General features: G+C 68.9%; 12 protein-coding genes. 8 read left to right on the top strand and 4 right to left on the bottom strand.

Annotated features, from left to right (window positions below):
• The first annotated feature begins 22 nt into the window (after positions 1–22).
• The 3 genes from ACXPWS_RS07255 to ACXPWS_RS07245 are packed head-to-tail and all read left to right on the top strand — an operon-like array spanning position 23 to position 1,404.
• Complete coding sequence (locus tag ACXPWS_RS07255; RefSeq protein ID WP_458711797.1) at positions 23–490, top strand: VOC family protein; 468 nt, start codon at positions 23–25, stop codon at positions 488–490.
• Positions 491–513: 23 nt separating this feature from the next.
• Positions 514–951 (top strand): HIT family protein, encoded by a 438-nt coding sequence (locus ACXPWS_RS07250; RefSeq protein ID WP_458711796.1) that lies wholly within the window; start codon positions 514–516, stop codon positions 949–951.
• A 3-nt stretch (positions 952–954) separates the two neighbouring features.
• On the top strand, positions 955–1,404 hold the full coding sequence (locus ACXPWS_RS07245) for a nitroreductase family deazaflavin-dependent oxidoreductase (RefSeq protein WP_458711795.1): 450 nt from the start codon (positions 955–957) through the stop codon (positions 1,402–1,404).
• A gap of 97 nt (positions 1,405–1,501) precedes the next feature.
• Here the strand turns inward: ACXPWS_RS07245 and ACXPWS_RS07240 are convergent, their stop codons facing one another.
• Positions 1,502–1,921 (bottom strand): ChaB family protein, encoded by a 420-nt coding sequence (locus tag ACXPWS_RS07240; RefSeq protein ID WP_458711794.1) that lies wholly within the window; start codon positions 1,919–1,921, stop codon positions 1,502–1,504.
• A gap of 226 nt (positions 1,922–2,147) precedes the next feature.
• On the opposite strand from ACXPWS_RS07240, the gene ACXPWS_RS07235 reads away from it, so the two are divergent.
• Entirely contained in the window at positions 2,148–2,912 is a 765-nt protein-coding gene (locus ACXPWS_RS07235) for an STAS domain-containing protein (protein WP_458711793.1), read from the top strand.
• Positions 2,913–2,959: 47 nt separating this feature from the next.
• Here the strand turns inward: ACXPWS_RS07235 and ACXPWS_RS07230 are convergent, their stop codons facing one another.
• From ACXPWS_RS07230 to ACXPWS_RS07220, 3 genes are all read right to left on the bottom strand, one after another.
• The gene (locus ACXPWS_RS07230) at positions 2,960–4,150 is read right to left on the bottom strand and encodes a glycosyltransferase (protein WP_458711792.1); all 1,191 of its coding nucleotides are present in this window, start codon (positions 4,148–4,150) and stop codon (positions 2,960–2,962) included.
• A 325-nt stretch (positions 4,151–4,475) separates the two neighbouring features.
• Positions 4,476–5,528, bottom strand: a complete 1,053-nt coding sequence (locus ACXPWS_RS07225; RefSeq protein WP_458711791.1) for an LLM class flavin-dependent oxidoreductase — start codon at positions 5,526–5,528, stop codon at positions 4,476–4,478.
• Positions 5,529–5,567: 39 nt separating this feature from the next.
• Positions 5,568–6,386: a uracil-DNA glycosylase gene (locus ACXPWS_RS07220; RefSeq protein WP_458711790.1), complete on the bottom strand. Its 819-nt coding sequence runs from the start codon at positions 6,384–6,386 to the stop codon at positions 5,568–5,570.
• Positions 6,387–6,454: 68 nt separating this feature from the next.
• Between ACXPWS_RS07220 and tap the strand changes: the two genes are divergently transcribed.
• From tap to ACXPWS_RS07200, 4 genes are all read left to right on the top strand, one after another.
• Positions 6,455–7,678, top strand: coding sequence for a multidrug efflux MFS transporter Tap (gene tap, locus ACXPWS_RS07215; protein WP_458711789.1), 1,224 nt, complete (start codon positions 6,455–6,457; stop codon positions 7,676–7,678).
• A 77-nt stretch (positions 7,679–7,755) separates the two neighbouring features.
• Positions 7,756–10,350 carry a helix-turn-helix transcriptional regulator gene (locus ACXPWS_RS07210; protein WP_458711788.1) on the top strand — a complete coding sequence of 865 codons (2,595 nt, stop codon included), beginning with the start codon at positions 7,756–7,758 and terminating at the stop codon, positions 10,348–10,350.
• 23 nt (positions 10,351–10,373) lie between these two features.
• Positions 10,374–11,738, top strand: a complete 1,365-nt coding sequence (locus ACXPWS_RS07205; protein ID WP_458711787.1) for an FAD-binding oxidoreductase — start codon at positions 10,374–10,376, stop codon at positions 11,736–11,738.
• 2 nt (positions 11,739–11,740) lie between these two features.
• Positions 11,741–14,083, top strand: a complete 2,343-nt coding sequence (locus tag ACXPWS_RS07200; RefSeq protein ID WP_458711786.1) for an arylsulfatase — start codon at positions 11,741–11,743, stop codon at positions 14,081–14,083.
• The last annotated feature ends 2 nt before the right edge of the window (positions 14,084–14,085 follow it).

Below are 14,085 nucleotides of genomic sequence, written 5' to 3'. Positions count from 1 at the left end.
CAAGGCTACGAAACTGGCCGGCATGAGCAACACCGCGATCCCCCAGGGATACACCAGCCTGACCCCCTTCCTGTGCGTCGACGGCGCCGCCGCGGCGATCGACTTCTATACCAGCGTGTTCGGCGCCACGCTGATCAGCCGGATGGACGGCCCGGACGGGACCGTCGCGCACGCGGAGCTGGACTTCGGCGCGGGACGGCTGCAACTCGGCGATCCGCAGGACGCCTATCAGCTGGCCGCCCCCGACCGCACCGCGTTCGCGACCCAGTCGATCGGGTTGTACTGCGCCGACGCCGACGCCGTGGTGGCGCGGGCGGTGGAAGCCGGCGCCACCGTCCGGGAGCCGCCGCAGACGTTCGTCACCGGCGACCGGTTCGCCTCCATCGTCGACCCGTTCGGCAGGCGCTGGACGGTGATGACCCGGGTCGAGGACGTCACCCCCGAAGAGCAGGAGCGCAGGCTGGCCGAATGGGCTGCCGCCAACGCATGACGTCCGGCGGCTAACGTGGCGGCATGACCTGCACGTTCTGCTCCATCGTGGCCGGTGAGGCCCCGGCCATCCGAATCCACGAGGACGAGGACTACCTGGCGTTCCTGGATATCCGGCCCTTCACCCGCGGCCACACCCTGGTCATCCCGAAACGGCACACCGTGGATCTGACCGACACGCCGCCGGACACCGTTGCCGGGCTGACGGTGCTGGGGCAGCGCATCGCGCGGGCCGCGCGGCGCTCCGGTCTGCACGCCGACGGCAACAACATCGCCATCAACGACGGCAAGGCCGCATTCCAGACCGTGTTCCACATTCACGTGCATGTGGTGCCGCGGCGCACCGGCGACAAACTGGCCTTCGCGAAAGGCATGCTGCTGCGCCGCGATCCGGATCGCGAGGCGTCGGCACGCCTGCTACGTGCGGCGTTGGCGCAGCCGGAGGAAACCGCGCACGATTGACCCATGACACATCTGTCCCCGATCGAGCAGGCCGGCCTGAAGGTCCTGCAGCTGCACGACCTGCTGTATCAGAAGACCAACGGGCTGATCGGGCACCGGATCCCCGGGCTGCCCAACAGCCTGCTGTTGCACACCGTCGGCGCCAAGACCGGAGCGCCGCGGGCCAACACTCTGAGCTATGCCCGCGACGGCAAGGACTACCTGGTGGTGGCGTCGATGGGCGGGGCACCGCGGTCGCCGGGGTGGTATCACAACCTCAAGGCCCATCCGGATGTCGAAATCAATGTGGGCCCAAAGCGGCTGAAGGCCACCGCCCGTCCGATCCTGCCCGACGACCCGGATTACGCGCGGCTGTGGCAGCTGGTCAACAAGAACAACGCCAACCGATACGACGGGTACCAGAAGCGCACCACACGGCCCATCCCCATCGTCGCGCTCACTCCGCGCGGGTAACCGAGCGTCACCCGGCGCCGATACTGCGGGAGCTGTGATCGGCGTCAAGACAACCCTTTTCACTCGTCACCGACGCAGGCGCTCGGCGACGGCCGCGTCACCGACTGCGGCGCGTCTCCCGACGGTTGGCCTTTTCGATGGCAGACACCAATTCGTGCTTGGTCATCTTGGACCGTCCCGCGATCTTCAGCCGGCGGGCAACGTCGGCCAGGTGTTTTTTCGTGGCGTTGGCATTCACTCCCTCGGCCGACTCACCCTGCGGTCGCGGCCCACCGCTGCGAGCTCTGTCATCTGACGGACCACGGTGCTCCTTGGGCTCCCAGTGATCGCCGACTTTCTCATAGCTGTGTTTGAGTGCGCTATAGGCCACCCGGTGCGCCCGCTCGCCCTCGCCGTATTCCTGCGCGGCCGAATCGTGGGTCTTGGCGAACGTCCGCTTGGCCTTCGCATCGGAGCGCTGCAACGTGCTCGGCAGTTCGCTTTCCTTCGGTTGACCCGACTTCGTCACCTTGGGCATCGACGACCCTCCTTTCCTGTCGCTCTTCCGGCCGAAAATCGGGTACCCGCACCCGCCCGGAAGTAACGCCAGGGAACATTTCACGCCGACCGTCGGCGGAAGGGGTCGACCCGCACATTCCGGGTACTCGCAGCCATGCCCGCATTCACCGCAACCACCTCGACCCCGCCACCGCGCGTCGTGGTGGTCGGTGCTTGCACGTACACCGATCATCTGAGCACCGACGATGTCAGCTGACCACGAGTGCGCGCTGTCCACCGCCGCCGGGTCCGTCGACTCCGCAGCCGTCATCGTCGCCACCGGAGTGCTGGACGGTCACTCATACCTGAACCTGCGCGACGTCATCATCAAAGCGGCGCTGGACGTCCCGGGCGCCGTCATCGTCGATGTCACCGGACTCGACGTGCCGGCGGAATCGGCGTGGACCGTCTTCACCAGCGCCCGCTGGCATGTCAGCGTGTGGCCGGAAGTGCCGATCCTGCTCGTCTGCGCGCACTACCACGGTCGGGAGGCGATCAACCGAAACGGCGTTGCCCGATACGTTCCGGTGTACCCGACGATCGACGAGGCGGTGCGCGCACTGAACGCCGCTGATCACCCGCCCGCGCGCCAGCGGGCCAGGATGCAGTTGCCCGCCGATCGCAGAAGTGTCGAGTTGGCCCGCGCATTCGTATCCGAACGCTTGGGGCAGTGGAACAACGCCGAGTTGATCCCGGCTGCCGGTGTGGTCGCCACGGCGCTGGTGGAAAATGTCCTCGAACACACCCGGAGTGCACCGGCACTTCGGCTCGAATCCGATGGCACCGCAGTCACGGTCGCGGTGGAGGACAACAGCAGCGCGCCGGCAGAACGGCACGAGGACCCTTACCGCGGCACCGATGTCGTGTCCGGCCTGTCGATCGTGTCGGCGATGTGCCGGGCGTGGGGCACCGCCCCGACCCCGGCAGGCAAGACGGTGTGGGCGGTCCTGGATCCGGAGAACAAGCTCTGAGAATCAGCAGTAGGCCATCCGCGGCCGAACGGTCCGCTACCTGGCCACTATCGCGATCCCGCCGAGGAAGGCGTTGGCACGTCATCCGCGGTCTCGGGAATCAGCCGGTCGTATACGCGAGCCGTGTCTCTGCCGATGCGATCCCAGCTATAACGCGACCGGGCGCGATCCCGCCCGGCAGCACCAAGACTGTTGCGGATGAACGGATGTTTGAGCATCAACAGGATGGACTCGGCGCATTCGCGTGGTTTGTAGGGTGACACGATCCGGCCGGTGATGTCGGACACCACCGTGTCGGCCAACCCGCCGACCGCCGACGCCACCACCGGCAAGCCGCACGCCATCGCCTCCAGGGCCACGGTCCCGAACGTGGGGTGTTCGGGTAGATAGGCAACGACGTCGACCGTGCGCAACAGTGCCGGCATCTCCCCATGCGGCACCTCCCCATAGAGCGACACCCGATCCGCAACACCCACACCGGACGCGAGCGTCATCAGGCGCGCCGCCCGCCCCGCCGAGGCGGGATCGTCGGCGGCGACTTTCCCGATGATGAGCAGCTCGGCATTGGGTACCCACCGCAGCGACTGGATCAAGGTGTCGCAGCCCTGGCCGGTGCTGTCGCTCGCCACGGTCAAAATTCGGTGCCGTTCGCCGCATGGCGACGCGGTCTCGCGCGGGGTGAACGCATCGGGGTCGACGCCCCAGGGCACCAGCGACGTTCGCGACCGGCGTCCGCCCATGCCGCCGAGCTGCTCCATCTGCGCGGCATGGGACGCGATCAGCCATGAGCTACCGCGCGCGACGAGCGCCTCCAGCCGGCGCCGCGTCTGCGTGCCCGCGGCCTCCGCACCGCGGAGGCCATTGGCCAACACGTGGAACGACTGCACCGTGGGAATACGCTGGGCTCTGGCCGCAAGCTGCGCAGCGAGCCCCGCACTCCAGGAGTGCGCGTGCGCCACATCGGGCGTGTCCCGCCACCATTGATCCTCGAGGAACTGCGTGAAGGCACCAAGATCCTTCAGCATGTGCGGATGGGCGTCGGTGCCAAGTGTCGCTGTGGGGCCCCGGATTACGAAGGTATCGCCGATGGAGTCCAAACCGTCCGGTTCCGCGGTCTGCTGCCTGCCGGTGTAGATCTTCAGGTGGTGGCCTTGGCGGACCAGTGCGGCCGAAAGCGCCGCGATGCGGCGACTCTGAATGGCGTCCCCATTGCTCAAACACACCATGGCGATCTTCATGGCGTCGCCCGCGCGCGAGGCCGGCGCCGGGTGTTCGAAAGAAATGTCACCAGGCGAGCACCTCCCACCTCACATGCCTATTGGGACCGATTACCCGGGCTCAGCGCAGCTAAACCACTCGGGAAGGTCACCCGGTGTGCGACGTGCCCTCCGCTGTGACGATTCGGGAGACGCCGGGCGGCGAACCGCAGGTCCTCGGCCAATCCGTTGAGTGCTTGTTCACGGTGTCCCGGTGGGCCCCGAAGGTCCGATTCGTTCGGCTTCGGCGGCCACAACGTCGCCCTGGCGTTCGGCAGGGCCTGACGGCGCCGACGCCGGCGGGGCGTCAGAGCAGCTCTTTGGCCAAGAGCTCCAGCGTGTCCTCGCGCGCCGGCGATGACGCGGCGTAGGTGCCGCGGTGGGCGGAGCCGACGGGACTGATCATCACCTCGTCGACATCGAACTCTGCTGCCAGGGAACGGATCTGGTCGGCGGCCTCGGCGGGGTCACCCACCACGGTGCGCGCCCTGCCGGCATCGACGATCGACTGTTCCTGCGCCGAAATGGTGGCCGCCAGTGCGTCCTCCACCAGATCGAGCGGGCCCAGCGGTCGGCCGGTGCGCAGCCGCCCCATCATCTGCAGGTTGGCCAGCAGCAGATCCTGCGCCTCGGCCCGGGTTTCGGCCACCGACGCGTTCACCGTCAGGAACGTCACCGGCGTGGAAAGCTCTGCGCTGGCACGGAATTCGGCACGGTAGGTGGCCAGCGCCTCGGCCGTGCCCTGTCCGCTGAAATGATTGGCGAACACGTACGGCAGCCCCTTGGCCGCGGCCAGGTGTGCCGAGTACATCGACGAACCGAGCAGCCACAACCGCGGCTCGCTGCCCGCGTTCGGGGTGGCCTTGAGAACGTAGTCCTGCTGCGCCAGCATGCCGCGGGACAATTCCACCCGCACACCGCGGGCCCCCATCAACGCGGCCACGTCATCGAGGTACTGCGGGAAGCGTTCGATATCGGTGTCGTCGCGCCCGGCGGCCCCCCGCAAGGCAACCGACGTCACCGGGTCGGAGCCCGGCGCACGCCCGATCCCCAGGTCGATCCGACCGGGGGCGGCGGCCTCCAGCAGCGCGAACTGCTCGGCTACGGCCAGTGGCGCGTGATTGGGCAACATCACCCCACCCGAACCCAGCCGGATGTTCGACGTCTGGGCCGCGAGATAGGCGATCAACACCGGCGGGCTGGTGGCCGCCACCGCCGCCATGTTGTGGTGTTCGGCCAGCCAGTACCGGGTGTAGCCCAGCCGGTCGGCAGCCTTGGCCAGCGCCGCCGTCGCGGCCAGCGCATCGGCGGTGGTCTGGTCGGATCGGACCGGGACGAGATCAAGAACAGATAGCCGCACGTGGGGTCAACGCCGAGACCGTGTGGATCGTTCCCGCCGTCAGCCGATTGCGGCAGCGGTAGCGAACACGTCGTCGAGCATCGCCGGGGTCAGCCGGCCGGTGAACATGTTCTGCTGACTCGGGTGGTAGCAACCCAGCAACACCCGGCCCGACGGTAGTGGCACCGCCACGTCGTGGCCGAACACCGGTTTCGGCGCCCCGGCGAGCTCATCGGTCAGCAACGCCTGCGCCGTCCGCCACGCGAACGCGCCGAGCGCCAGCACCACCCGGACATGGGGCGCCACCAGTCGCCATTCGGCGAGCAGCCACGGAGCACACGTCACGCGCTCGGCCGGGGTGGGTTTGTTCGCCGGCGGGGCGCAACGCACCGGCGACACGATCCGCACCCCGTTGGCCCGCATCCCGTCGGCGGCGTCGATGCTCAGGCCCGAACTGACCCAACCGGCCCGGTGCATCGCGGCGAACAACTGGTCGCCGGACCGGTCGCCGGTGAAGACCCGGCCGGTGCGATTGGCGCCGTGTGCGGCCGGCGCCAGCCCGACCACCAGCAGGCGGGGCCGGGCCGAGCCCCAACCCGCGACCGGGCGTCCCCAGTACGGCTCGTCGGCGAAGGCGCGGCGTTTGGTGACGGCCACCTCCTCCCGCCAGGTGACCAGCCGTGGGCATGCCGCACACACCGTCACCGCCGCATCCAGTTCGGCGATCGTGCCGGCACCGGCCGCCAGCGCCGTGACGTCCTGCGGGCCGTCGGCCACCGGTGTCGTGGACGTGGCCCGGTCCCCCGGCCAGCCGGTCCCGGCCGGCACCGGTGAGTGAAACAGGCGGCCGGTGCGCGGATGAGGCAGACTGCGCGACATCGGTCCATCCTGTCTGAAAATCGATGGCCGGGTGTGACGATGCGCTGTTAGATTCTGCGGCGATACACATGAACACACATCGCCGCGGCCCAGCGCTGCTCATTCTGTTCGCAGCGCTGGCGGCGGGTTCCGGCAACGGTATCTCGATGATCGCCTTCCCATGGCTTGTGTTGCAACGCAACGGTTCCGCGGTGGATGCCTCGGTGGTGGCGATGGCCGGGACGCTGCCGCTGCTGGCATCGACGGTGATCGCCGGTACCGCGGTCGACTACATCGGACGGCGCCTGGTGTCGATGATCGCCGACGGATTGTCCGCGCTGTCGGTCATCGGCGTGCCGGTACTGGCCCTGGTCTTCGGCGTGCAGGCCGTCAACGTGGCGGTGCTGGCGGGCCTGGCGGCCCTCGGGGCCGTGTTCGACCCCGCCGGGATGACCGCGCGCGAGTCGATGCTGCCCGAGGCCGCCGGCCGGGCCGGCTGGACGCTCGACCATGCCAACAGCATCTATGAGGCGGTCTTCAACCTCGCCTACATCGTCGGGCCCGGCATCGGTGGTCTGCTCATCACCACCCTGGGCGGGGTGAACACCATGTGGGTGACCGCCGCGACGTTCGGCGTCTCCATGGTGGCGATCGCAGCGCTGCGCCTGGAAGGGGCGGGCAAACCGGATCGCGACGCACTGCCCGAGCGGGTGTGGGCGGGCGTCGCCGAGGGCCTGTCCTTCGTGTGGAACACCAAGGTGTTGCGCACGCTGGCGATCATCGACCTGACGGCCACCGGGCTGTACATGCCGATGGAAAGCGTGCTGTTCCCCAAGTACTTCACCGACCGCAACGAACCGGCGCAACTGGGCTGGGTCCTGATGGCGCTGTCGGTCGGCGGCCTGATCGGTGCGCTGGGCTATGCGGTGCTGTCGAAATATCTCAAGCGGCGCACCACCATGCTGATCGCGGTGCTCACCCTGGGAGTGGCCATGACGGTCGTGGCGTTCCTGCCGCCGCTGCCGGTGATCCTGGTGCTGTGCGCCGTGGTGGGTTTCGTATACGGGCCGATCGCGCCGATCTACAACTACGTCATGCAGACCCGGGCGCCGCAGCATCTACGCGGCCGGGTGGTGGGCGTGATGGGATCGTTGGCCTATGCCGCGGGACCGCTCGGGCTGTTGCTGGCCGGACCGCTCGCGGACACGGCGGGCCTGCATGCCACGTTTCTCGCGCTGTCGCTGCCGATGCTGGCGATCGGTGTGGTCGCCGTGGCGTTGCCTTCGCTGCGTGAGCTGGACCGGCCCACCTAGCCCGGTCCGGTCATCCGAGCAGATGAAATCTGCGATAACGCTATGAATTTCCTCGGAGCTGCTCTTAATCTGCCTATGTGCGTTTGACGTGGCCGTTGTCGGGCCGCACCGAGGAAATCCGGGCTGTCCGTGCGGGGGTGTCGGCCCGCGACACCGCCGGGGTGGTGGTGTGCGGTCCGGCCGGCATCGGCAAGAGCCGCATCGTGCGCGAAGCCCTCGACGGCGCCGAGTGCCGGTGGGTTGTCGGCACCACCTCCGCCCGCGAATTGCCGTTGGGCGCCTTCGCCGCATGGACGTCCTCGGCCGACGGCGACCGGCTGGCGCTCGTGCGCAGCGTCATCGCGGCCGTCACCACCGCGCCGACCGGACGCGCCGTCGTCATCGCGGTCGACGACGCCCACCTGCTCGACGACCTGTCGGTGTTCGTGCTGCACCAGATCGTCGCCCGGGGCGCCGCCAAACTGGTGCTGACGGTGCGCGAAGGCTCGGCCGTACCCGAGCGCGTGCGGGAGATCTGGAAGGACAACACCTTTGACCGCCTCGACGTGCAGCCGCTGGCCCCGCGGGAAACGGCCGACCTGCTCACCGCCGCACTGAACGCACCGATCGATCCAGACGCCGCCGACCGGTTGTGGAAGCTGACCCGGGGCAACGCGCTGTATCTGCGCAACATCGTCGAGCAGGAGCTGGCCGACGGTCGCCTCACCCAGCGCGCCGGATGCTGGCAATGGGACGGTAATCCGGTGCTGCCCAACAGCCTGGTGGAGCTCATCGACTCGCGGATCGGCGACCTGCCCCCGGCGGTCGGCACGGTGGTCGACGCCCTGGCCGTCGGTGAGCCCATCGACCTGGCCACGCTGGTGCGCATCACCGACCGGGAATCCGTGGAAGACGCCAACGTTCGCGGTCTGATCACCGTGGATTCCACCGATTCCATTGTGCAGGTGCGGATTTCACATCCGCTGTACGGCGAGGTACGCCGGACGAGAGCGCCGTCGACGACGCTGCGCCGGTTGCGTGGACTGGTGGCAACCGAACTGGCCGGGGGCGCCGATCGCGACGAACTGCGCGTGGTGGTGCGCCGCGCCAGCCTCAGCCTGGACTCCGACCTCTCACCCGACGTCGACCTGCTGGTCCGCGCGGCCAAGGGCGCGATCTGGCTGGGCGACCTGGCCCTGGCCGATCGGCTGGCCAAGGCCGCCATCGCCGGTGGAGCGGGCCCAGAAGCACATTTCCTGCACGCCCACGCGCTGTCCTGGTCCTTCCACGGCGAGGATGCCGAAGCCGCCCTCGCCACGCTGTCCGACCAGAACTGGGACGACCGTGACCGCGCCAGGTTCGCCTACTTGCGGGCCACCAACCTGCTGTGGGCGCTGGGCCGGCCGGATGAGGCCAAAGCCCACATCGACGCGGCATCCGTGGGGCCGGAAGGCCGCAGCTGGATCGACGCGTTCCTGGTCATCTACTGGTACGCCGTCGACCGGCCCCAGGCCGCGTTGGAGGCCGCCGAGGCGATCAATCTGGCCGACCTGCCCGGGGTGGTGGGTGCCGAGACCGCCTTCGCGCTGACGGTCGTCACCGCCGACGCCGGCCGCACCTCGCAGGCGCTGACCACCGCGCAGACCGGCCACGCCGCCGCGGCACGCGCGAACGACGCCCCACACATGCGGTTCAACATCGCCGACGCCGAACTCAGCGCGCTGCTGCTGGCGGGCCGGGTGACCGAGGTGCAGCCGCTGGCCCGACGGGTTCAGGAGCAGGCCGCCGACATGCCCGGGGCGGCCCACGCCCTGGGTGCCGCGATCGCCGGCCGGGCCGCGCTGGGCACCGGCAACCTGCGCGAGGCCCGCACCCTGCTGAACCAGGCGGCGGTGGCTTTTGCCACCCAGCACTCCAACGGGTGGGGCTACCGGTACAACGTGGTGCGCGCCACCGCGCTCGCGATGCACGGCCAGTGCGCCGAAGCGGCCCTGATCCTCGATGAGATCGACGCGTTGGCGCGCCCGTTCCGGTCCCTGGATTACGAACGCAGCATCGCCCGGGCCTGGGTGGCGGCGGGGCAGGGCGTGGTGAGCGAAGCGGTCACCATCCTGGCGGCGGCGGCCCAGACCGCTGCGGCCAAGGGCCAGTTCGGGGCGGAGGTGCTGTGCCTGCAGCTGGCCACCCAGTTCGGCGAATGCACGCACGCCGACCGGCTGGCCGAACTGGCGGTGCTGACCGAAGGCCCACGGGCCGGGCTGGCCGCCCGGTTCGCCGTCGCGCTGCGTGATGACGATGCCGCCGCATTGAGTGCACTGTCCGACGATTTCGAGGCGATGGGCGATGTGGCCGCCGCTCTGGACGCCGCCGCCCACGCCTCGCTGTCCCACCGCAGCCACGCACGCCGCGGCTCGGCGCTGGGCTGCTCGGCGCGGGCCGACGCGCTGGCACAGGACAGCGGTGTGATCACCCCGGCGCTGCACCGGGCCGCCGATCCGTTTCCGCTCACCGATCGCGAATGCGAGGTGGTGGCGCTGATGGCCATGCCGCTGCCCACCAAGGCGATCGCCGAACGCCTGCACCTGTCCGGGCGCACGGTGGAAGGACATCTGTATCGGGCGATGGCCAAGACGGGCACAACCAGCCGCGAGGAACTGGCCAAGCTGTGGCGTAAACGCCGACCGTCGAACTGAGACACCCGCCATACACTGGCCCGGTGAGCTCCCCGCTGGACAGCCTCATCGCGGCACTGCCCGAGGGCACCGTGATCACCGACCCGGATATCGTCGCCTCCTACCGGCAGGACCGGGCGGCCGACCCCAGCGCCGGGCTCGCCCTGGCCGTGGTGCGCCCGACCCGCACCGAGGAGGTGCAGGCCGTGCTGCGTTGGGCCGGTGCCCACCGGATCGCGGTGGTCCCGCGCGGTGCGGGCACCGGTTTGTCCGGCGGTGCCACCGCTCTCGACGGCGGCCTCGTGTTGTCCACCGAGCGCATGCGTGACATCACCGTCGACACCGCCACCCGAACCGCCGTCGTGCAGCCGGGGCTGCTCAATGCCGAGGTGAAGAAAGCGGTCGCGGCCCACGGGCTGTGGTATCCGCCGGACCCGTCGTCGTTCGAGATCTGCAGTATCGGCGGCAACATCGCGACCAATGCCGGTGGGTTGTGCTGCGTGAAGTACGGCGTCACCACCGATTACGTGCTCGGCCTGCAGGTGGTGCTGGCCGATGGCACCGCGGTGCGGCTGGGCGGGCCACGACTCAAGGATGTCGCGGGGCTGAGTCTGACGAAGTTGTTCGTGGGCAGCGAAGGCACCCTCGGCGTCATCACCGAGGTCACGCTGAAACTCCTTCCCGCCCAGCACAGCCCGTGCACGGTGGTGGCCTCGTTCGATTCCGTGGAAGCGGCGGCGCGGGCGGTGGTGACGATCACCGGCAAGATCCGGCCCTCGATGCTGGAGTTCATGGACTCGGTGGCCATCAACGCCGTCGAGGACAAGCTGAAGATGGGTCTGGACCGCAGTGCCGCGGCGATGATGGTGGCCGCCTCGGACGAGAAGGGGCGGGCAGGCTCCGACGACGCCGAGTTCATGGCGCAGGTTTTCACCGACAACGGTGCCACCGAGGTCTTTTCGACATCCGATCCCGACGAGGGTGAGGCGTTCGTGGCGGCCCGCCGGTTTGCCATCCCCGCGGTGGAAGCCAAGGGCTCGCTGCTGTTGGAGGACGTGGGCGTGCCGCTGCCCGCGCTGGCTGAACTGGTCGCCGGGATCGAGAAGATCGCGGCGCACCGCGAGGTGATGATCTCGGTGATCGCCCATGCCGGTGACGGCAACACCCATCCGCTGATCGTGTTCGATCCGGCCGACGCGGCGATGGCGCAACGAGCCGAGCTCGCGTTCGGCGAGATCATGGATCTGGCCATCTCGCTGGGCGGAACCATCACCGGCGAGCACGGCGTCGGCCGGCTCAAGCGACCCTGGCTGGCGGCCCAGATCGGCACGGAGGCTTTGGAGCTCAACCGAAGGATCAAGGACGCACTGGACCCGGCCGGAATTCTGAACCCCGGCGCGGGGATCTGAGCATGGACTTCGACGGCGTCGTCGCGACCGATATCCGGGAGTCCACCGCGGACTGGGCACCGTATCGCGAAGCCCAGGCGCCCGCGGGCGCCCCGAATGTGTTGTATCTGCTGTGGGACGACACCGGAATCGCCACCTGGGACTGCTTCGGAGGCCTGGTGGAGATGCCCAATCTGGGCCGGATCGCCGACCGCGGTGTGCGGCTGACCCAATTCCACACCACGGCACTGTGTTCGCCCACACGGGCCGCCCTGCTGACGGGACGCAACCCGACGAGTGTCGGGGTGGCCTCGGTGCTCAACCTGGCCGACGGCTTTCCCGGCCACCACGGCCGCATCCCGCCGGAGTCCGCACTGCTGTCCGAGGTGCTGTCCGAGCGGGGGTGGTCCACCTACGCCGTCGGCAAATGGCATCTGGCGCCGATCGAGGATTGCCACGCCGCCGGCTCGCGCCGGTACTGGCCGTTGCGCCGTGGGTTCGACCGGTTCTACGGCTTCCTGGACGGGATGACCGACCAGTGGTACCCCACGCTTGTCCGGGACAATCAGCCCGTAGACCCGCCGGCGAGCCCCGAGCAGGGGTACCATCTGTCAAAAGACTTGGCCGACAACGCGATCGAATTCCTGCGCGACCACCGCGCGGCCGCGCCGGACAAACCGTGGTTCATGTACCTGTGTCCGGGCGCCGGGCACTCCCCGCACCAGGTGGCCACCGAGTGGGCCGACAGGTACCGCGGCAACTTCGATATGGGCTACGAACGTTACCGCGAGATCGCACTGGCCAACCAGAAGGATCTGGGCCTGATATCGGCCGACACCGAACTGTCTCCGATGAACCCGTACGCCGATGCCGTCAGCCCGGACGGACTGCCCTGGCCGGAGAACGAGAACGTCAAACCGTGGGATTCGTTGTCCGAGGACGACAAACGCGTGTCATGCCGGATGGCCGAGGTGTTCGCCGGCTTCTTGTCCTACACCGACGCGCAAATCGGCCGGATCCTCGATCATCTGGAGGCCACCGGACAGCTGGACAACACCATCGTGGTGGTGATGTCGGACAACGGGGCCAGTGGCGAAGGCGGCCCGGAGGGCACCCTCGACGAGTCGGTGCCCATGTTGGGCGGGTCCGACACCACCGCGGACGGCCTGCGGCTGTTCGGCGAACTGGGTGGGCCCGGGACGGCGATGAACTACTCCAATGGCTGGGCGATGGCCTTCAACACGCCGTACAAGCTGTTCAAGCGGTACGCCTCGCACGAGGGCGGGATCGCCGATCCGTGCATCGTCTCCTGGCCGGCCGGGTTGTCGTCCCATGGTGCGGTACGCGACCACTACGCGCATGTCAGTGACGTGACGCCGACGCTGTACGAATTGCTCGGCATCGCCGACATCAGCACCGTGAACGGCATTGCCCAGACCCCGTTGGAAGGCACCAGTTTCGCTGCCGCCCTGGATGATCCGGCTTCCGGTACCGCCAAGCACACCCAGTTCTACTCGATGATGGGTACCCGCGGGATCTGGCATGACGGCTGGTTCGCCAACACCGTGCATCCGCCGACGGCCGCCGGACTGCGGGGCTGGGCGGCGTTCGACCGGGACCGCTGGGAGCTGTTCCACATCGCCGCCGACCGCAGCCAGCTCCGCGATCTGGCCGCCGAACACCCCGACAAACTGGCCGAACTCCAGGCACTGTGGCATGAGCAGGCACTCGCGCACCGGGCGTACCCACTTGCCGATCTGAGCGTGCAGGAGATCGTGGCGCGCGCCGCCGCCGGGATGGGCGCACCGGTGGCGCGTGCGGTGTTCCATCCCGGCACCCCGGCCGGGCACACCGCGTTCCGCGGATTGGTCCGGGGTAGGTCCTTCAGCTTGCGGACGTCGGTGTCGATCGAGCGGCCCGGAGCCGAAGGCGTGCTCTTCTCGCAGGGCAGCCGGACGGGCGGTCAGGCGCTGTTCCTGACCGGCGGACGCCTGCACTACGTGTGCAACACCGCCGGGCGGGAGCAGGAAGTCGCCTCGGCCACGCCGGTTCCGTTGGGACGCCACGCCTTCGAGGTGCGTTATATCCGCACCGGCTCGGTGGACGGCACCCTGGACATGACCGGTGATGTCCAGTTACTGATCGACGGGCAGGCGGTGGGTTCGGCGGCGCAGGTGCGGATGACGGGCCTGGACATCATGCAGACGGTCTCGGCCGGACGCAGCGTCACCTATTCCGTGTCGGCCGGCTACAGCTCACCGTTCCCGCTCACCGGCGGTGCCTTCGATGAGGTCGTCCTCGATTTCAGTGGCACCGGCGCGGCCGCCGACGCCGCCCTGGTGGACACCGCGTTCAGGCGCGACTGAGT

The organism is Mycobacterium sp. BMJ-28 (genome assembly GCF_054404835.1).
Note: the sequence above shows the minus strand (reverse complement) of the source record. Positions and strands in the feature narration are given on the sequence as shown.